The following is a 20446-nucleotide window of genomic DNA, read 5'->3' as shown; positions in this document are numbered from 1 at the left end:
ATTAGTTCTTCTCCTCAATGATGTGGGTAAATTCTTCGACGAGTCGCGAAACGATGAAGGGCTGCCCTTTGACGCGGTTGAAGCGATAGGGCGTGAAGTCGTCGATCTTGCTGCGCAGGTAGTTGGCAAACTGGCCCTTGTTTTGCTCAGCCACGACCACCTTCGGGTAACGCTTCAGTACCTCGGCCGTGTTCTTGGGTAGGGGGTTGATGAAGCGGAAGTGTGCCAAGGCGACCTTCTGGCCATTGCGGCGCATGGTGTCCATCACTTCGTGCAGATGGCCGGAGGTGCCGCCCCAGCCTACGATCAGCAGGTCGGCGTCGTCCTTGTCGCCCTTCACTTCCACCTCAGGGATGAAGTCGGCGATCTTGTCAATCTTGGCCTGACGCGTCTCCACCATCTTCTGGTGGTTCTTCGGGTCGGTGGAGATGGAGCTGGTGTCATAGTCCTTCTCGAGTCCGCCGATGCGGTGCGCGAAGCCCTCCATGCCGGGCGTAGCCCAGTAGCGGACGAAGGTCTCTTTGTTCCGGCGATAAGGTTTCCAGACGGCCTCACCGTGATAGTTCGAGACGTAGTTCGGCTTAATGTCGGGGAAGTCGTTTATGTAATCTGGGATGCGCCATGCGGCCGAACCGTTGGCGATGAAGGAGTCGGTGAGGAGGATGACGGGCGTCATGTGCTCCACGGCCAGCTTAGCCGCCCAGAAAGCCATGTCGAAGCAGTCCGTCGGGGTGGTGGCGGCTACGACCACGAGCGGGCTCTCGCCGTTACGTCCGTAGAGGGCCTGCATGAGGTCCGTCTGCTCGCTCTTTGTCGGCATACCCGTCGAGGGACCGCCGCGCTGTACATCGATGATGACGAGCGGAAGCTCTGCGATAACGGCCAAGCCGATGGCTTCACTCTTCAGTGCCAGACCGGGGCCGGAGGTCGACGTGGCACTCAGGCAACCGGCGAAAGAGGCACCGATGGAGGTACAGATACCGGCGATCTCATCTTCGGCCTGCACGGTGATCACGCCGAGGTTCTTGTACTTCGAGAGCTCGTGCAGGATGTCGGTGGCGGGTGTGATGGGGTAGCTACCGAGGAAGAGTTGCAAGCCAGACTTCTCGGCGGCGGCGATGAGACCGTAGGAGGTGGCGTTGTTTCCGCTCACGTCCTTGTAGATGCCCGGTTCCTTCTTCGAGCCTTCGATGCGGTAGGTGGAGACGGAGGCGTGGATGTTGTGCCCATAGTTGTAGCCGTCGGTCAGGGCTTTAATGTTGGCCTTGGCGATGTCGGGCTTCTTGGAAAACTTGGTCTGGAGCATCGTCATGGCGTGGTCGAGCGGACGGTCGAAGAGCCAGCAGACGAGGCCGAGGGTGAACATGTTCTTACACCGCACGGCAGACTTGTTGTCGAGGCCATACTCGGCCAGTCCGTCACGCACCATCGTAGAGATGGGGGCGGCCACGAGTTGCACCTTTTCCGTGAGGCCAAGCTCCTCGATCGGGTCGTCGGTCTTGAACTCAGCCTTCTCCAGGTCACGCTTGGCGAAGGAGTCCGTGTCGATGATGACGATGGAGCCCTTGCGCAGATTCTTGACGTTGACCTTGAGCGCGGCGGGGTTCATGGCCACGAGCACATCGGCCTTGTCACCGGGGGTATAGACCTTCTTCGTGCCCAAATGGAGTTGGAAGCCAGAGACGCCGAAGAGTGTTCCTTGCGGCGCGCGAATTTCGGCCGGGTAGTCGGGAAAGGTGGAGATGTCGTTCCCGAAAACGGCTGACAGATTGGAGAAGATGGTGCCGGTAAGCTGCATACCGTCGCCGCTATCTCCCGAAAAACGGATCACGACGTGATCCAGAGTCGTTACTTTGGTTTGCTCTGTCATGAGATAAAAAAACTATACTGTAATACCTAAATCAAATAAGCGTGTGTGGGGATGGTTTAGCGGCGCTCCCCGTGGCCGTATAGGAGTTGTTGTAGTCGATGAGCCGCATCGTCGGTGTCGTTGTCGTTGACGAGTCGCTCCACATCGAACGCATGATGGGCGCGTTCGTAGTAGGGGGTGCGGTGCGTGAGGGCCTTGCGGACGAAGGCGTGGAGGGCCTTGTCATCGAGGTGGCGCACGGTGGGGCGACTCTGTTTGCCGAGTGCGATGCGTTCGGTCAGCGCCTCGGGTGAGGCCTTGAGATAGACCGTCGTGCCGACACGGTTCATGTACGTCATGTTGTCGAAGAAGCAGGGCGTGCCGCCACCGGTGGAGAGGATGATGTCCTCAAACTCGGCCACCTCGTGGAGCGCCTTACGTTCTATTTCGCGGAAGGCCTCCTCGCCCTCTGCCTCAAAAATCTGTCGGATGGTCTTGCGATAACGCCCTTCAATAAAGAGATCCAAGTCGATGAAGGATAATCCAGTGCGGTCGGCCAAGGCTTTGCCCAAGGTCGTTTTACCGACGCCCATGTAGCCGATGAGGAAGATGCGTTGCATGTGTGTGTGAATAGTGTAGTGGAGATGTGTAGCGTTGTAGAAACGCGGGCAAAAGTAGGAAAGTTGCCGTGCTGCCCTACAGGTTCTTCTTACGCAGCTCAAAGTCGCGGCCGAGGTACTTCTCGCGGACGATCTCGTTGGCGGCCAACTCCTCGGCGGTGCCTTGAAAGAGCACCTTGCCCTCGAAGAGCAGATAGGCGCGATCGGTGATGCTGAGCGTCTCGTGAACGTTGTGATCGGTGATGAGGATGCCGATGTTCTTATGCTTGAGGCGGGCTACGATGGTCTGAATGTCTTGCACGGCGATGGGGTCGACGCCGGCGAAGGGCTCGTCGAGCATGATGAACTTCGGGTCGATGGCCAGACAGCGGGCGATCTCGGCGCGCCGCCGTTCACCGCCGGAGAGTCGGTCGCCGAGGTTCTTGCGCACCTTCTGAAGGCCGAACTCCTCGATAAGGCTTTCGGTCTTGGCTTGCTGATAATCCTTGGGGCGGTCGGTCATCTCGAGCACAGCGCGGATGTTGTCCTCGACGGTCATCTTGCGAAAGATGGAGGCCTCCTGCGCCAGGTAGCCGATGCCGAGGCGGGCGCGTTTGTAGACGGGGTAGTCGGTGATCTCGGTCTCGTCGAGAAAGATGCGACCTTGGTTGGGGGTGACCAGCCCGACGGTCATGTAGAAGGTCGTTGTCTTGCCCGCGCCGTTGGGCCCGAGCAGCCCGACGATCTCGCCTTGTTGCACGTTGATGGAGACGTGGTTCACCACCGTGCGTGCCTTGTATTTCTTCACCAGATCCTCGGTGCGGAGGATCATCTTGGGTTCGTCCATATAAAGAGGTATAGGGTGATAATGAGGGGCGGCAAAGGTAAGCCGGGCGACGAATGCAGAAAGCGGCCCAGTCCCCATGGCCCGCCAGCCCACGCCGTTCAGCAGCAGCCGTCTCACCTCCTCGGTTCAGCCTTCCTTTTCCTCCAGCAGCAAGCGCACTGCCTCGGGGCAGCTTTCCTTTTCCTCAAGCAATAGGCGCACCGCCTCGGTTCAGCCTTCCTTTTCCTCCAGCAGCAAGTGCACCGCCTCGGGACGACTCTCCTTCTTCTCCAGCATTAGGCACACCGCCTCGCGACAACCCTCCTTTTCCTCAAGCAATAGGCACACCGCCTCGCGACGACTCTCCTTCTTTTCAAGCATTAGGTGCACCGCCTCGGGACGGTCTTCCTTTTTTCCAAGAAGAGCTGATACTTGATTTAGATCAGACTATATTTTGAAATATGCTATGATCTGAGGTCTCGTTTGTCTTCTCATTTTCTGATAGTGTATAGATCATGGCTTCATTCTATACCGTATCTTGAAATTCGCGGCTATATGTGGTTATTTTGATAGCATATTTCCAAATATGCTCATATATATGGCTTCATTGATCTATGTATTTTGGAATGCATAGATGAACGATATGTATATCATAGCTCATTTTGAAATGTGCTCTTATCCAATGTTCTTATTCCATTGTATCTGGAAATATGCTACCATATAAGTCTTATTTTGTATCTGCATTTTGAAATGAAATAGAATCTCTATCTCGTTTTATAGCGCATTTCGAGATGTGATATGGACGGAATACGGATTAGCTATGTATTCCGGAATATAGATGTGTAGGCGTATGATTTGAGATCTCCTTTTGAGATATAGTATTTGCCGAGTCTTCGTTTTCCATCATATCCAGAAATATGATACTATATGAATAGGGTGCCGGTCCTACTTGAAAAAAAGGAGAGTTGTCGAGAGGTGGTGTGACTGCTGCTTGAGGAAAAGGAGAGCTGTCTCGAGGCGGTTCGCCTATTGCTTGGAAAGAAGGAGAGTTGACCAGAGGCCGTGCGCCTACTGCTTGAGAAAAAGGAGAACCGGCTTGAGGTGTAGAGCTTGCTCTGAGGGAAAAAGGAGGGCGAAACGGTGTGCTTTCGATGGGGGCTTTTTGTGTAGAAGCAGGCGCATCGCCTCGGGATAGGTCGGGATACAAAAAAGGCGGAACGGACCTATCTCAGGTGCGTCCCGCCGAAATCAAATGTTATAAAAGTGGTTACAAAAAGCCGTGTGGATGAGAAGCTGTTTTGAATTTATTGAGTGATTATTTAAGGAGCTGTTTAGGCAGATCTTTCTCCTTTCTTGTTTCGGGTCTATCGGGGCCTGTTTCTGCCCTTTTGTTCCATCATTAATCCTCACATAGCTTGCTATGCTCGTCTAATGATGAAACAAAATCATCAGAAACATACTCCCGATAGCCTCCGAAATAAATTCCAAACAGCTTCTGAAGCGGGAGGGGCGAACCCAGTGTCCGCCCGCGTCCCTCTTCGCGCTGCGATGTGAAGCCTTACCAGCCGGGATTCTGCTTCAATTGCTTGTTCAGATCCATCTGATCCGTGGGGATCGGGTACCAGTAATGCTTCTTGTCGTAGGTGCGGGTCTTGCCCTTCGAACCGTTGACGTAGTTGCCTGAGCGGGTGACGAGCTTGTCGGTCACGTCGGCCGAGATGTTGGCGCCGTTCAGGATGTCGGGGTGCGTGGACGAGTCGAGGCGGTCGAGCTGGTGCCAGCGGATGAGGTCCCAGTAGCGGAAGTCGTTGTCGAACATCAGCTCGCAACGGCGCTCGCGGCGGATCTCCCAAATGAGTGAGCTGACGCCCATCTTGTTTGCCGGGTCGTCGAAGCCGGGGTTGACGTTGAGATGAGGCAGTCCAGCGCGATCGCGGAGCAGGTTGACGCTGCGATCGAGGTCGGCCTGCGTGATGGAGCCCAGTTCGGCGCAGGCTTCAGCATACTCCAGATAGACGACGGAGAGCCAGAAGAGCGGCGCATGCGTGTAGTTGCGCGTCGTTTGGTTGCGGTCGCGTTCAGGCAGGGCGGGGTTGTCGTACTTGCAGACGCCGTAGCCGGTGGAGGAGGTCATGGCCATGCCGACGCCGTAGCGCGTGAAGCCGCGGCCGACGTAGCAGAGGGCCGTGTCGATGGTGGCCGAGAGGCGTTTGTCGCGTAGGGCGAGCAGGTGGCTGATGGACATGACGGTGTCATGGACCGTCTTTCCGGCCACGGTGCGCGTCACGGGTATGGTGCGGGCGGCGTCGCCCTTGTCGAGCGAGGTCAGGGCCAACGGCTTGCCGTCGGTAAAGAGGTAGGCCTCGAAGGCGTCCTTCGACATGCCGTTGAGCTGCGTCGAGGAGCTGACGTAGGCGACCAGTGAGTGTTGCATCACATCCTTTTTATAGGCTTTGTAGAAGATCATCTCCGGGTTCGAGCTGAGGTCGACCGCGTTGTAATTCTCCTGATAGGACGGGTTCAGCTTGAAGCTCTTCGACATCAGATGCGCGGCGGCGTCGCGGGCGGCGGTCAGATAGCGCGTGGCACCGGCGGCGTCGGGGGCCGTCTGGCCGTCCTCCGCCTTGCGATACTTGCGGAAGGTGCCCTCGAAGAGGCAGATTTCAGCCTTCATGGCGTAGGCCACGTTGCGGTTGAGCGTCGTGCGGGAGGTGTTGTCGTACATGTTCTCGCAGGCGTAGTTGAGGTCCTCGAGCACCTTATCCATCACCGCGTCGCGGCTCTCACGGGGGCCGTAGAGCTTGGCCTCGTCGTGGAAGTCGATGGGCTTATCGACCCAGGGCAAGTCGCCATAGTCGCGGACTAACTTGTAGTACTGCCAAGCGCGCATCAGTCGGCCCACGCCGCGCCAGTGTGCCTTGGCGGCGTCGGGCATGTTGACACGGTCGACACGGTCGACGAGGATGTTGGCGCGTCGGATTTCCACCCAGCCGTCTTTCCATTCGGCACTATTGGCGGGCACGTTGGTGAAGGTCCAGTCGGCGAAGCTGTATCCGCCGGCCTGGTCGTCAGAGAGGGTTTTGAAGTAGAAGTCGCCGTAGGAATTGCCGTTGCCGTAGCCCGCGAACTGCTCGTAGAAGCTGTTGGCGTAACTGGCGACGGTGTTCTCGCTCTCCCAGAAGTTCTCGTCGGTGAACATGTCGAGCGGCTCTTTATCGAGGAAGCTGTTGCAGGCCGAGGTGAGCGCTACGGCCAGCAAAAGGCTTGGTATTGCTATTCTTTTCATCATGTATCCTTTTAAGTGATGATTAAACGATGGTTGAATGAAGATGGATTAAAGCGTGAGCTGAAGACCGAATGAGAAGGTGCGATACATCGGGTCGATGCGTCCCCAGGTGGCATTGCCAAGGGCGGCGCCTTCCTCCTTATCGTTCACTTCCGGATCGACGGGGGCTTTGCTCCGCTTGATGATCTCCATGATGTTGCTGCCACTGAAGTAGACGCGCACCTTCTGAATGTGTGCCTTGCGGGTCAGAGCCTGCGGCAGGGTGTAGCCCACGGTGAGGTTTTTGAAGCGTAGGTAGGCCATGTTGACTAAGTACTTCGTCTGCGGATAGAAGTTGTTGCGGCCCTGCTCCAAGACGCTGATCGTACCGCGCGAAGCATTGCCGGGGAAGAGGCGCGGGAAGTCTGCATTCTGATCCGGATTCTTCTCCGTCCAGTAGCTCGTCTGGTTCGCGTAGAGCGCATCGGCGCCACGCATGAAGGGCATCACGAACGCACTCTGCGTCCATACGTCGCGTTTGCCTACGCCTTGGAAGAAGAGGTCGACGTCGAAGTTGCGCCATTCACCACCCAGGTGGAAGCCATACTGATAGCGGGGCGTGGTGTTACCGATCACCTTCAGGTCGCCGTGGTCATCGGCCGTACCCTTACCGCCGTCGATCTTGCCGTCTCCGTTGAGATCCTTGAACTTGATGTCGCCCGGGCCGTAGGTGAACTTGCCGCTCTCGAGTCCTTTCTGCGAGGCGACGCCAGACTTATACGTGCCGTCGGCATTGAAGTCCTCCTTCGTGAAGTAGCGATCCGTTTCGAAGCCCCAGATGTCACCGTAGCGCTTGCCGCTGTAGTTGGAGTTGAGCAGCTTCGTGTCGTTGTCCCACTCTACGATGGTGGTCGTGTAGTCGCCTAGGTTGGCGTTGGCATAAACCGTGACCTCATTGAAGCGGTGACGCCAGTCGATGTTCAGCTCCCAACCGCGGGTGCGGAGCACACCGGCGTTGACGTAGGGCGGATTGGCGCCGAGCACTTGCGGCACGGTGCGTCCGGGGGCGAGCATATCGCGTGTGGTGCGTTGGTACCAGTCGAAGGAGATGTTCAGGCTGTTATCCAAGAAGCCGAAGTCGGCGCCCACGTCGAGCGTTTGGATGCGTTCCCAACGCAGCTTCGAGGAGACGAGCTTGGGCATGCCGTAAGCCACGACGAGGTCGCCGCCCTGTCCTAACCAATGGATGACGTCGTCCTCCTTGTCACTCGTCTTGCCCTTTTCATCGTTGCGCTTACCGATGGTAGAGATGAACATGTTGTCGCCCACGGCCTGGTTGCCGATTTCGCCGTAGGAGGCGCGCAACTTCATGTTGTTGATCGTGCGACGGATCGGCTCGAAGAAGCTCTGCTCGCTGATGCGCCAGCCGCCCGATATGGACGGGAAGAAGGCCCAGCGACTGTTCGCCGGGAAGCGTGACGAGCCGTCGTAACGGCCGTTAAGTTCCAAGAGCCAGATGCCTTTATAGTCGTAGTTGACACGTCCGAAGTAGCCCGCCGTAGCCCAGTGCGAGTGCGAACCGTCGACGAACTGGTCGCCGTTAGCGAGGTTGAACTCCGGCATGCCCGCGGCCAGCAGGTCGTTGCGTGTAGAGCTGTGCATATCGAGTTCGCCACTCTCCGCGTTGGCGCCGAGCATGAAGTTGAAGTGGTGTGCGTCCTGCACGTCGAGCAGGTAGTTGCCGTAGAGATTGAAGACGTAGGAGCGGTCGACGATCGATCGCTCTTCGAGGTTCGATGAGGTGGTGTAATACACGATGTCGTCGAGCTTACCGCCCCATGAGTTCCAGCCCTTCAGGGGCACCTCGGCGATGCGTCGGTTGCGGTTGAGGACATTGAAAGTGTAGTCTGCATTCAGCGTCAATCCCTTGGCCAGTGTAGCCTTGAGGAAGCCTCCGAGGCGCGTAAAGGCATCGTTCTCGATGCGGTCGCCAGCCTGCTTGCGGTAGGCAATGTCGTTGCGGAAGTCAGTGCCTTTATACGTGCCGTAAGGCCCGAAGAAGCTGCCCCAGCGCCACATGTATTGGTAGGTGGTGCGTCTCGTGGCCGGCCCCGTCATGCCCTTGTTGCTGTAGCTGAAGCGAGCGCCCACTTGCAACCAGTCGGTGAGGTCGGTGGTCACGTTCAGCATCGTGGTCCACTTGTTCAGCTTCTCGGGGTTGAACTTCATCACGCCCTCGTCGTGGTTGTAACCCACGGACATGTAGTACGACGTCTTGCCGCTTGTGCCCTGCACGGAGATGTTGTGGCTCTGTGAGGGGCGCCATTTGCGGAACATGATGTTCACCATGTCCCAGTCGGCGAAGTAGCTGCCGACGCCGTTTTTGTCGAGCGTAAAGTCTTCGCCGAGCACCATCTCGCGATAGCCTGTCTTCCGCCCGTTGTTGCGATCGCGCCATTTCTCCGCATCCGGCAGCATTTGCTTGAGGTACATGCCGAAGAGTTCGCTCTCATCGCCCGCGCGGTCGTTGGCCTCGATCAGGGCGCGGAGCTGCGTCGGCACGTCGGGATAGTTCGGCAGGATGGTGGGCGTTTCCCAGGCGATGTTGTTCGTGTAGTTCACGGTGGTGCGATCCGTTTTGCTGGCCGATTTCGTGGTGATGAGGATCACACCGAAGGCCGCACGCGCACCGTAGATGGAGGTCGATGCGGCGTCCTTGAGCACGGAGACGCTTTGGATGTCCTGCGTGTTGAGGAGCGAGAGGTCGTCCATCGGCACCCCGTCGACAAGGATGAAGGGGGCGCTCTGTGCGCTGTTGCTCAGCGTACCCACGCCGCGGATGGTCATCGTGGGTGCGGCGCCAAGCTGACCGCTGCTGTTCACGACCGAGAGGCCCGACACGGCGCCCTGAAGCGCCTTCGAGACGTCAGAATATGGCCGCGCCTCGAGTGTCTTACCGATGTCGACCGTGGCCACGGCGCCGGTCAGGTTGACCTTTTTCTGGGTGCCGTAACCCACGACGACGACTTCGTTCAGCAGCTCGCTATCCTCATGCAGTACGATGCGCATCGTGGCCGAAGCCGTCACCTCTTGGGTGCGGTAGCCGATGTAGGAGATGACGAGCCGCGTGCCCGCTTTGGCACGGAGCGTGAATTTCCCGTCGGCGTCGGTGATTGTACCGTTCGACGTGCCTTTTTCCAGCACGCTGGCGCCGATAATGGCCTCGCCCTTATCGTCCACGATCACGCCGTGCACGACGCCGTCGGCCTGCATTTCGGCGGTTGCCGCCCTGAGGGCCGCCCCGTCCGCTTTCATGACATGGGGCATGCCCCCCGTCAGCGCAATCACTGCCCAGGCTGCAATGATTCGCTCATAATGAGTTCTTCGTTTTCCTGTGTTTGCCATAATATGCAATGCATTAAATAATGATGAAGTGTTGATGATATGGGGTAGCTCCCCGGCAGGATCATCCCCGGCCGTGGGTGCGTATTTCGCTCTGTATTACTTCTTGTCCACGTGTATAAGTTCCTTGATTCTTGCAGCTTCAGGGGGGTGTGTTGGTCCCCTTCGCCGTTCTGTATCCGTGAACAAAGGTAAACGCGGTTTTGGGATTAAAAAGCATTCGGGGCGGCAGAGATGCATTCGACGGCCGCGGATCGTGATTTCTACGGATGGCTGAGGGGGCAAGCCTCGGTCTGGAGGCTTATTTCGATGGGGGTCATGTCGCCAACGGTAGGCGAGGGGAGGAGTACGTCGTCCGCGAACTTGCTGACAGTTGAAAATGGGCTGGAGGAGGCGTTATGGCAGTATTTGTCTGTAGACAAAAAGGGGGTATAGATATATGAGCCTCTATTGTCTGCGGACAAAATGGGTCTATATCTATTTCATAGGTCATTGTCTGCGGACAATCTATGGATATAGGTCTAATGAATCGATTTGTCCATAGACATTATAAGGTGAAATACATATACACTCATTTTGTCTGTAGACAATAGCTATGTATAGGCCTATATAAGCTTTTTGTCCGTAGACAATGGACTTGTAAATAGGTATCAGGTAGTTTTGTCTGCAGACAATGACTGTTTAATCAAGGGGAGGAGAACTTTGCTGATCGTTTTTGCGCTTGGGGATGGCCGGACGAGGGCTTGGGTCTATACTTTATGACCGGAAGACGGATTTAGCGGCCCCGTTTACATTTGCGGCCCTCATCAATAGAAGAGAACAACACCTATGGCACAAGATTTACACTTAGAGAATATCCGCCGCGAGTATTCCTCGCGCAGCCTGAGCCGAAAAGAACTGCCCGACGATCCGCTGGAAATGGTGGATCAATGGCTCAATGAGGCCCTCGAAACGAAAGTCAACGAACCCACCGCCATGATCGTGGCCACGGCTACGCCAGACGGTCGGCCGAGTGTCCGCACGGTCCTGCTCAAGGAAGTCGTGGGCGGCCGCTTCGTCTTTTACTCCAACTATGAGAGTCGCAAAGGGCGACAGATGGCCGAAAACTCGCACGTGGCTGTCACCTTCCTCTGGCACGAGTTGGAGCGGCAGATTCATGTCGAGGGCACCGTCACGCGGCTCAGCCCCGAGGAGAGCGACGCCTATTTCACCATGAGGCCCTACAAAAGCCGCGTCGGGGCACGCATTTCACCGCAGAGTCAGCCCATCCCCTCGCGCGAATACATTATGATGCGCTTCGCCTCAGAGAGCCTGCGCTTCGTCGGCCGCGAGGTGCCCCGGCCCGACAACTGGGGCGGGTACGCCGTCACACCCAGCCGCATCGAGTTCTGGCAGGGCCGCGACAGTCGGCTGCACGACCGCTTCCTCTACGAGCTCCAACCGGATGGCCACTGGGATCTTCACCGCCTCGCCCCCTGATCGCTCCTCCCCATGTCGCCCACCCCGCTACGCATCGAGCATGTGGCGCTCTACACCGCTGATCTGGAGGCTACGCGCGATTTCTTCGAGCGTTACTTCCATGCCACCGCCGGTCCGCTCTACCACAACCCGACGAAGCAGTTCCGGTCGTACTTCCTCACCTTTCCCGGCGGCAGCGCACGGCTGGAGATCATGACACGCCCGGCGTTGCTCCCATCCGCCACGGCCGACAGTCTCGGCTACGCCCACATCGCCCTCAGCGTGGGTAGCCCGGCGGAGGTAGACGCCTTGACCGATCGGCTGCGGCACGACGGTTACGCAGTCCTCAGCGGCCCACGCACCACCGGCGACGGATACTACGAAAGCGTCGTCGCTGCCGTCGGCGGTCTCACGATCGAGATCACCGTCTGATGTGGGTGTTGAGTTGTTGGTTTGTTGGTTTGTTGAGTTGTTGAGCTGTTATGGTGCGTACCCGGCAAACTTGGCAGGCGTCCCTGACGCCTTGAGCTGTTATGGTGCGTACCCGGCAAACTTGGCAGGCGTCCCTGACGCCTTGAGCTGTTATGGTGCGTACCCGGCAAACTTGGCAGGCGTCCCTGACGTCTTGAGCTGTTATGGTGCGTATCCGGCAAACTTGGCAGGCGTCCCTGACGCCTTGAGCTGTTATGGTGTGTACCCGGCAAACTTGGTTGGCGTCCCTGACGCCTTGACTTCCTTTTCGCCTCCTTTTCCCCGTGTCAAGACAAGAAAAGGAGGAGGGTGTCCCCAAGAAGAAAAAAGAAGAGGCGCCACCTCGGAGAAGTCGCTCATCAACGACTCCCCGAGGCAGCGCCCCTATACCTATTTATATAGCGCGGCCGTCAGGCCTTCACGTCCGCCAGCGACGCGTCGCGCTCGAAGCTCTTCCTGACAAACGAGCACACGGGGACGATCCTCAGTCCCTCGCGTCGGGCAAAGTCCACGCCCGCGCCAATCAGCAGTCGGCCGTAGCCCTTACCGCCGAAGTAGCTCTCCACGCCTGTGTGATCCACGATGATCGTCCGCGCGTCCTGCCACTCGTACGTCATCTCGCCGGCATACAGCTCATCTTCATAGATGACGAAGCGGCCACGCCGTCCGTCGTCTTCTCTGTCTATTCGTATCATTTCGTTTTGGGGGATAAAAAGAAGCGTGCCCCCCTGCGCTCTTTTTGAGGTGAGGGAGACACGCTGAATCGATTCATGTAAATCGAGTTGCTACAACTCTCGACTGTGGAGGATTACAGCTTCGGGCCCGCAGCTACGAGCGCCTTGCCAGCTGCATTGCCTTCGTACTTCACGAAGTTCTTCACGAAGCGTCCGGCCAGATCCTTCGCCTTCGTCTCCCACTCGGCTTCGTTAGCGTACGTGTCGCGCGGATCGAGGATCTTCGGATCAACACCCGGCAGTTCCGTCGGGATCTCGAAGTCGAAGAAGGGCAGCTTCTTCGTCGGTGCCTTGAGGATGTGTCCCTCGAGGATGGCGTCGATGATGCCGCGTGTATCGCGGATCGAGATACGCTTGCCCGTGCCGTTCCATCCCGTGTTCACCAGATAGGCCTTGGCACCGCTGCGCTCCATCTTCTTCACCAGCTCTTCGGCATACTTCGTCGGATGCAGTTCGAGGAATGCCTGTCCAAAGCAAGCGGAGAAGGTCGGTGTCGGCTCGGTGATACCGCGCTCTGTACCGGCCAGCTTCGCGGTGAAACCAGAGAGGAAGTAATACTTCGTCTGCTCCGGCGTCAGGATAGACACGGGCGGCAGCACCCCGAACGCGTCGGCAGAGAGGAAGATCACATTCTTCGCAGCCGGACCCTTCGAGATGGGCTTCACGATCTTTTCGATGTGATAGATCGGGTACGATACGCGCGTGTTCTCGGTCACGCTCTTGTCCTTGAAGTCGATCTTGCCGTTCGCATCTACCGTCACGTTCTCCAGCAGGGCGTTGCGCTTGATGGCGCGATAGATGTCTGGCTCGCTGTCCTTATCTAGGTTGATCACTTTGGCGTAGCATCCGCCCTCGTAATTGAAGACGCCTTCGTCGTCCCATCCGTGCTCGTCGTCGCCGATCAGCAGACGCTTCGGGTCGGTCGATAGCGTCGTCTTACCTGTGCCCGAGAGGCCGAAGAAGATCGCTGTATTCTGTCCGTTCGTGTCCGTGTTGGCGGAGCAGTGCATGGAGGCGATGCCCTCGAGCGGCTTGAAGTAGTTCATCATCGAGAACATACCCTTCTTCATCTCGCCGCCGTACCATGTGTTGATGATCACCTGTTCCTTGGAGGTCAGGTTGAAGACCACGGCGGTCTCTGAGTTAAGCCCCAGCTCCTTGTAGTTCTCCACCTTCGCCTTCGAAGCGTTGTAGACGATGAAATCTGGCTCGAACGACTCCAGCTCTTCCTTCGTCGGACGGATGAACATGTTCGTCACAAAGTGCGCTTGCCAAGCCACTTCCATGATAAAGCGTACCCTCAGACATGTCGACCGATTGGCGCCGCAGAAGCCGTCCACTACGAAGAGCCGCTTGTTCGACAGCTCCTTCTTGGCAATCTCCTTGACCGCATTCCACGCCTCGGCCGATGCCGGCTTATTGTCGTTCTTGTATTCCTCCGACGTCCACCATACGGTGTCCTTACTCGTCTCGTCCATGACGATAAACTTATCCTTCGGCGATCGCCCGGTGTAGATGCCCGTCATAACGTTCACTGCACCCAGCTCCGTCAGCTGACCTTTTTCATAGCCCTCCAAACCGGGCTTCATCTCTTCGTTAAACAGATCCTCGTAAGAAGGATTGTGCACAATCTCCGTGGTACCCGTGATACCGTACTTCGTCAAATCGAGTTTTGCCATGTCTCTAATATATAATGTGTAAAACAATCGCGTCTTCATGTCCGAAGGGGCGTGCTTTTCCGTCCTTTTCCTGAAGACGCAGGCAAAAGTACGACAATTCCGATACGGCTACGGGGTAATTAGAGAAATATTTCCGTAATTGAGGATAGGCCCTTCTCCCCTCTGTAAAATGACATGAGTTAGAAGTCTGTGAAGGCTTTGCCGAGGCCCTCATGGTCTATGAGTGCCCCGGCGACACTGTCGCCAGGACTATCATGGTCGATGAGTGCCCCGGCGACACTGTCGCTAGGACTATCATGGTCGATGAGTGCCCCGGCGACACTGTCGCCAGGACCATCATGGCCGATGAGAGCTTCGGCGACACTGTCGCCGGGACCATCATGGTCGATGAGTGCTTCGGCGACACTGTCGCCAGGACTATCATGGTCGATGAGAGCTTCGGCGACACTGTCGCCAGGACTATCATGGCCGATGAGTCTCCTAACGATGGGGTATAAAAAGCAGATGGCTTAGACTGAACTCGCGCTGAGTAAGGTCTTTCATGTTTCCCCTAAACCCACTAGTCTTCCTCAATTTTCGTCGTTTTCGTTTGGTTGCGTTTGTTTTGTCTCAGCTTTGAATTTTTTGGCAGCTTCGGTTGTCGCATTCATTTTTCTCTATCTTTGCCTCCGATAAGAAGATAGACGAATAATCACTCTTTAAATAGATAACTCATGGAAGTCAAGAAATCGCCAAAAGCAGATCTTGAAGGTAGTAAGGGCCTAGGCATCCTCATGGGGTTGGTCGTGGGCTTGGCTGTTCTGTTCGTTGGGTTTGAATGGGGTACCCAAGATCAGGTCGTTCAGAAAGACGAAGGGATCAGCGATGTTATCGCGGAGGAAGAGATGGATATCACAAGGCAGGATGAGACGCCTCCCCCTCCCCCTCCTCCCGATGTGCCCAATGTGGCTGAAGTGCTGAATGTGGTAGAAGATAATGTGCAGGTTGCGAATAATGACCTGATATCTTCCGAGGACAATCAGAAAGCAGCCCAGGTGCAGGTTTATACTCCTCCTGCGGTAACGCATGAGGAAGAAGAAGAGTCTCCACAGCACATTTTTGTAGTGGTAGAGGAAATGCCGGAGTTTCCGGGTGGACAGGCTGAATTGATGAGCTATATCGCTAAGTCAATTAAGTATCCTGTTGTAGCGCAGGAAAATGGCATTCAAGGACGTGTTACTTGTACGTTTGTTGTGAACAGAGACGGTACGATTGTAGATGCTCAGGTGGTCCGTGGTATTGATCCAGCTCTCGATAAAGAGGCGCTTCGTGTGATCAATTCCATGCCGAAATGGAAGCCTGGTAAGCAGCGTGGCAAGCCTGTACGTGTGAAGTTTACACTTCCCGTAACGTTCCGCCTGCAGCAATAATACCCCCCATTGAACGTACCTCACTCACGTGCAAAATAGCAGACGATGATGAACTAAAAAGAAAAAGGTCGTTCTCCCTCCCCGAAGAGAGCGACCTTTTCTAATTATCTCTCTGCTACAACCGTTGCTATGTTGTCATTTGAATACATCCTCAAGGCGATTGAAGAGGCCATCCATCAGTTGCGTTTCGATGATTCTCCACAAAGTCTTTTCGATCCGATCGTCTACACATTGTCTGAAGGTGGGAAGCGTTTGCGGCCAGCTTTTGTGCTAATGGCCTGCAATCTTTACCGAGATGATATAGAGTGTGCGATGTCGTCGGCTTTGGGGGTGGAGATGTTCCACAACTTCACGCTACTGCATGACGACTTGATGGACGAGGCGAAAAAACGTCGCAATCAGCCGACCGTCCATGTGAAATGGGATAGAAATACGGCCGTGCTTTCAGGTGACGCCATGTTGATCGTGTCCTATCGTCTGATTGGACAGACCCCGTCCTCATCATTAAAGCTTGTCTTGGATCTGTTTACGCAGACGGCGCTTGAAATCTGTGAAGGTCAACAGTTCGATATGGAGTTTGAGCGGCGTGACGATGTGACGGAAGAAGAATACATGGAGATGATCCGCCTGAAAACAGCCGTATTATTGGCTTGCAGCTTGAAGATGGGAGCATTAATCGGTGGTGCATCCGTGCATGACGCAGAGGTGCTTTATCGTTTTGGAATCCATATCGGGTTAGCGTTCCAGTTGCAAGATGATATGTTGGATGTCTACGGTGATACGAGTACATTCGGAAAAAATATAGGAGGTGATATTCTGTGCGACAAGAAGACCTTTTTGTCAGTGCTCATGTATCAGCTTGCAACAGATGAGCAAAAGACTTGCATAGCGCATTACAGAAAAGAGAACGATTCAGTTTACACTGCGAATGAGAAAATATCAGTGATCACCAGTATATATGATGAATTGAAGCTGAGGGAGCGTACACAAAGCAGGATAAAGTATCATTATGATCTCGCTGGGAGTGAATTAGCACGGTTGAGTGTAAATCAGGAAAGAAGCCAAGAGCTACTCCGTGTTTGCAGTCTGCTGATAGATCGAGCAAAGTAAAAACATGGCTGCAATGAAGTTGATAGACAGTCATACCCACCTTTACGCCGAGGATTTTTACAGTGATCGGGATATAGTAATAGAACGAGCAAAGGCTGCTGGAGTGACGGCCGTACTATTACCAAATATAGACGAGTCGAGCATTGCTCCGATGTTTTGCTTATGTGATGAGCATCCTGAATTTGCCTTTCCGATGATGGGGGTACATCCGACAAGTGTGGACTCTCACTATTCGTCAAAACTACAGGCGATAGAGAAAATGTTGACAAAGCGTCCTTATTGTGGAATTGGTGAAATTGGAATCGATTTACACTGGGAACAGGCGTATCTGAAAGAGCAAAGGATTGTGTTCGAAGAACAGTTGAAGTGGAGTGTCGATATGAATCTTCCTGTAAGCATTCATGTTCGTGACGCTTTTTCAGAAGTGTTTGACTGCATATATAAGGTAGGAGCGGAGAGATTGAAAGGTGTTTTTCATTGCTTTTCAGGGACGGTCGATGAATTGGAGGAAATAAAGCGCATGCAGCGATTCAAGATAGGAGTTAATGGGATCGTTACTTTCAAAAAGTCTGCATTGTCTGATATTATACGGATGGTACCATCAACGATGCTTTTATTAGAGACAGATGCGCCATATTTATCTCCTTCACCGTATCGAGGAAAACGGAATGAGCCAGCTTTTCTCGTAGAAGTCGTAAGGAAGGTGGCGGAAGAATTGCAGATATCAGAGGAGGCAGTGGCAGATCTTACAAGAGAGAACACATTGGCCCTGTTTGATATTCCATTTCCTACATCTAATTGACGTCTACATAATGTGTTGACGTATTATGGAAGAGATGATGACATCAAGGAAAACTAAGTTATACCAGCAAAAAGTTTGCGTGTCATGTTTTTTTCCGTACTTTGCACTCGTTTTCAGAAAGAATGAGGGCGATTAATAAGAAAGGAGAGATGCTCGAGTGGTTGAAGAGGCACGCCTGGAAAGCGTGTATACGCCAAAAGCGTATCGCGGGTTCGAATCCCGCTTTCTCCGCAAGCAAACGGTAGAAAGATAAAAATAAGAAGCGCGAACAAGCGAAGTTTCTAATCAATAAGTATATTCATCAAAGTAAAATTCAGGCATTAATTCCAAATTATCATCACTATGAAAAAGTTGTTTACGAAAGCCTTCTTGGGTGTATTGGCCGCGGGTATCTCTACAGTAGCATTTGCACAAGAAGCGGCAGAGGCTGCAGCTCCCGTTGAGGGAGGAGTTCATCAAGCATTAAAGACGAAGTTTATTGAAGGTAGTGCAGACTTCATGAGCTTCGTTGCTATCGCTTTGATTTTGGGTCTAGCATTCGTCTTGGAACGAATCATCTACTTGAACTTGGCGGATGTGAATCCTAACGGTATGTTGAACGATATTGAGGCTGCACTCGATCGAGGAGATGTAGATGGCGCAAAAGCTATTGCTCGAGATACTAGAGGCCCGATAGCTTCTATTGCATATCAAGGATTAATGAGGATCGATCAAGGGATCGATGTTGTAGAGAAGTCTATTGTCGCTTATGGTGGTGTGCAGAGTGGACTGTTGGAAAAGAATCTGTCTTGGATTACCCTGTTTATCGCGATGGCACCGTCATTGGGCTTTTTGGGAACAGTCGTTGGTATGATCATGGCGTTCGATAAGATTGAGCGTGTTGGTGATATTAGTCCGACGGTTGTTGCCGGTGGTATGAAGGTAGCCTTGATCACTACGGTCGGTGGTTTGATCGTTGCATTGATCCTTCAGGTTTTCTATAACTATCTGTTGAGCAAATTGGAAGCTATTCTGAATAAGATGGAAGATGCGTCGATTACATTGCTCGATATGGTTATCAAGTACAATGTGAAATACAAAAAGTAAGACGAGTCATGGCTGTAACCAAGATAAGGAAACTGTCGAGCTGGATGTTGACAGGCGTCATCATAGTTAGTGTGATTGTCCTAGCAATGTTCTATCTCGGTGGTGTGGTTGATCCTGCTGCAGAGAATAAGGAGCCCGTAAATACATCGCTGTTACTTTATTGGTGCTATGCACTCTTTGGAGTTACGATGGTTTGTTTGGTGCTGTTTGGAATTATGCAGTTCTTCTCTACACTGAAGACTAAACCGAAAGCAGCACTAGGATCTTTAGTAGTGTTGATTGCTTTTGTAGTCTTGCTTGGAGTAACCTATGCGATGGGTGATGCTACTCCTCTACCAGGAATCAATGTTGATTCAGCACAATTCAATACAGCGGGCTGGTTGAAGGTCTCGGATATGTGGATCTATTCAACGTATGTCCTGTTGGGACTGTCTGTATTAGCTATGATTGCTGGCAGTCTTAAGAAGGTTCTGAATAAGTAATAGATATAGAGAGCATAGAAAGAACATGAGTAAGAAAAGAAAAGTTCCGGGAATTAATGGATCTTCTTCTGCTGACATCGCTTTCATGTTGTTGCTGTTCTTTCTTTTGACGACTTCTATGGATACGGATATGGGGTTAGCGCGAAGATTGCCTCCTCCACCCGATAAACAGCAGAAGAAACAGGAAATCGATGTCAAAAAAAGGAACATGCTTGTAGTTTTGATCAGCTCCACTAATCAAGTGTTGTGCGGTGGTGAATACATGGATATAAAGCAGGTCAAAGCTAAGGCTAAGGAGTTCATAGCCAATGTGAATAACGATCCGAATTTACCAGAGAAGGAAGAAGCTGATGTCCCGTTTTTTGGAAAGATGATGGTGTGCAAACCTCATATTATATCGTTGCAAAACGACCGAGGTACGCAGTATCAAGCATATATCCGGGTGCAAAATGAATTGGCCGCTGCTTATAACGAACTGCGTGATGAAGTAGCTAAGCAGAAATGGGGCAAAACATTTGCAGAGTTGGATGAAAAACAGCAGGAAGCTGTACAGATGATATATCCTCAGAAGATATCCGAGGCTGAGCCGAAGAACTATGGTGGAGGATCTAAGTCTGCTCCTGCTGCGAACTAAAGATTTAAGGAAGGAAAAATGTAATGGGAAAATTCAGTCGATCGGGTGGACGTGAAATGCCCGAATTGAACACGTCATCATTGCCAGACTTGGTCTTTGCGTTCTTGTTTTTCATTATGATGGTTACGACCATGCGCGAAGTGACTTTGAAGGTGCAATTCCGTGCCCCGCAGGCTACGGAGCTACAGAAACTGGAGAAGAAATCACTGGTCACGTTTATTTATGTCGGACAACCTATAGAGGAATATCGTGCCAAGATGGGGTCGGAGAGTCGTCTGCAATTGAATGATGCTTTTGCGGAAATCTCTGAAGTAGGAACATACATCGGGCAGGAAAAGTCGAGTATGAAAGAGGAGGATCAGCCTTTTATGACCGTCTCAATCAAAGCCGACCAAGACACCAAGATGGGGTTGATCACTGACTTAAAGCAGGCGCTTCGAGAAGCATATGCCTTGAAGATCAGTTACTCGGCACGTAAACAAGTAGATAACAAGTAAGAGGTATTCGATTTTTTGCATCCACGAATTGAATATCAACATTAAAAAGAGAGTGGGGGCGAATCTTACAGGTAAGAAAGTAGGTTCGCTCCCCTCTTTGTTTTTGCATAGAAAGAGATTTCATCAGACGAAATGATGACGGT

At 53.5% G+C, this 20446-nt stretch carries 18 protein-coding genes and 1 tRNA gene; 11 read left to right on the top strand and 8 right to left on the bottom strand.

The features are described 5' to 3' along the window. Position 1 precedes the first annotated feature (1 nt). From C7123_RS03350 to C7123_RS03330, 6 genes are all read right to left on the bottom strand, one after another. A complete protein-coding gene (locus C7123_RS03350) occupies positions 2-1870 on the bottom strand; it encodes a 2-oxoacid:acceptor oxidoreductase subunit alpha (protein WP_069175768.1) in 1869 nt (622 codons plus the stop codon). Positions 1871-1926: 56 nt separating this feature from the next. Beyond that, positions 1927-2469 (bottom strand): shikimate kinase, encoded by a 543-nt coding sequence (locus C7123_RS03345; RefSeq protein WP_069175767.1) that lies wholly within the window; start codon positions 2467-2469, stop codon positions 1927-1929. A 76-nt stretch (positions 2470-2545) separates the two neighbouring features. Then, positions 2546-3295 carry an LPS export ABC transporter ATP-binding protein gene (gene lptB, locus C7123_RS03340; protein ID WP_037985022.1) on the bottom strand — a complete coding sequence of 250 codons (750 nt, stop codon included), beginning with the start codon at positions 3293-3295 and terminating at the stop codon, positions 2546-2548. Positions 3296-3505: 210 nt separating this feature from the next. Next, positions 3506-3655, bottom strand: a complete 150-nt coding sequence (locus C7123_RS12840) for a hypothetical protein (RefSeq protein ID WP_159049820.1) — start codon at positions 3653-3655, stop codon at positions 3506-3508. Between the two features lie 1177 nt (positions 3656-4832). After that, a complete protein-coding gene (locus C7123_RS03335) occupies positions 4833-6560 on the bottom strand; it encodes a RagB/SusD family nutrient uptake outer membrane protein (protein WP_069176415.1) in 1728 nt (575 codons plus the stop codon). A 48-nt stretch (positions 6561-6608) separates the two neighbouring features. Continuing rightward, on the bottom strand, positions 6609-9944 hold the full coding sequence (locus C7123_RS03330; protein ID WP_069175766.1) for a SusC/RagA family TonB-linked outer membrane protein: 3336 nt from the start codon (positions 9942-9944) through the stop codon (positions 6609-6611). Positions 9945-10769: 825 nt separating this feature from the next. Here C7123_RS03330 and pdxH point away from each other — a divergent pair. Continuing rightward, positions 10770-11420 (top strand): pyridoxamine 5'-phosphate oxidase, encoded by a 651-nt coding sequence (gene pdxH, locus C7123_RS03320; RefSeq protein ID WP_069175764.1) that lies wholly within the window; start codon positions 10770-10772, stop codon positions 11418-11420. 12 nt (positions 11421-11432) lie between these two features. Further along, on the top strand, positions 11433-11831 hold the full coding sequence (locus tag C7123_RS03315; RefSeq protein ID WP_069175763.1) for a VOC family protein: 399 nt from the start codon (positions 11433-11435) through the stop codon (positions 11829-11831). Between the two features lie 449 nt (positions 11832-12280). Here C7123_RS03315 and C7123_RS03310 read toward each other — a convergent pair whose 3' ends face one another. Both C7123_RS03310 and pckA read right to left on the bottom strand, forming a co-directional pair. Next, positions 12281-12565, bottom strand: coding sequence for a GNAT family N-acetyltransferase (locus C7123_RS03310; protein ID WP_083206950.1), 285 nt, complete (start codon positions 12563-12565; stop codon positions 12281-12283). Between the two features lie 113 nt (positions 12566-12678). After that, positions 12679-14283: a phosphoenolpyruvate carboxykinase (ATP) gene (gene pckA, locus C7123_RS03305; RefSeq protein ID WP_069175762.1), complete on the bottom strand. Its 1605-nt coding sequence runs from the start codon at positions 14281-14283 to the stop codon at positions 12679-12681. A 212-nt stretch (positions 14284-14495) separates the two neighbouring features. On the opposite strand from pckA, the gene C7123_RS03300 reads away from it, so the two are divergent. From C7123_RS03300 to C7123_RS03260, 9 genes are all read left to right on the top strand, one after another. Continuing rightward, positions 14496-14780, top strand: a complete 285-nt coding sequence (locus C7123_RS03300) for a hypothetical protein (RefSeq protein WP_069175761.1) — start codon at positions 14496-14498, stop codon at positions 14778-14780. Between the two features lie 216 nt (positions 14781-14996). Next, on the top strand, positions 14997-15692 hold the full coding sequence (locus C7123_RS03295; protein WP_037983564.1) for an energy transducer TonB: 696 nt from the start codon (positions 14997-14999) through the stop codon (positions 15690-15692). 129 nt (positions 15693-15821) lie between these two features. Continuing rightward, entirely contained in the window at positions 15822-16802 is a 981-nt protein-coding gene (locus tag C7123_RS03290; protein WP_069175760.1) for a polyprenyl synthetase family protein, read from the top strand. Positions 16803-16815: 13 nt separating this feature from the next. Then, complete coding sequence (locus tag C7123_RS03285) at positions 16816-17604, top strand: TatD family hydrolase (protein WP_069176413.1); 789 nt, start codon at positions 16816-16818, stop codon at positions 17602-17604. A gap of 143 nt (positions 17605-17747) precedes the next feature. After that, positions 17748-17835: transfer RNA gene (locus C7123_RS03280), tRNA-Ser, on the top strand. Between the two features lie 111 nt (positions 17836-17946). After that, positions 17947-18690 carry a MotA/TolQ/ExbB proton channel family protein gene (locus C7123_RS03275; protein WP_038001358.1) on the top strand — a complete coding sequence of 248 codons (744 nt, stop codon included), beginning with the start codon at positions 17947-17949 and terminating at the stop codon, positions 18688-18690. Between the two features lie 8 nt (positions 18691-18698). Beyond that, entirely contained in the window at positions 18699-19172 is a 474-nt protein-coding gene (locus tag C7123_RS03270) for a hypothetical protein (RefSeq protein WP_037983569.1), read from the top strand. A gap of 25 nt (positions 19173-19197) precedes the next feature. Further along, positions 19198-19806: a biopolymer transporter ExbD gene (locus C7123_RS03265; protein ID WP_037983571.1), complete on the top strand. Its 609-nt coding sequence runs from the start codon at positions 19198-19200 to the stop codon at positions 19804-19806. Between the two features lie 23 nt (positions 19807-19829). Beyond that, entirely contained in the window at positions 19830-20303 is a 474-nt protein-coding gene (locus tag C7123_RS03260; protein ID WP_037983573.1) for an ExbD/TolR family protein, read from the top strand. Positions 20304-20446 lie beyond the last annotated feature (143 nt).

The organism is Tannerella serpentiformis (genome assembly GCF_003033925.1).
Lineage (GTDB): Bacteria > Bacteroidota > Bacteroidia > Bacteroidales > Tannerellaceae > Tannerella > Tannerella serpentiformis.
Note: the sequence above shows the minus strand (reverse complement) of the source record. Positions and strands in the feature narration are given on the sequence as shown.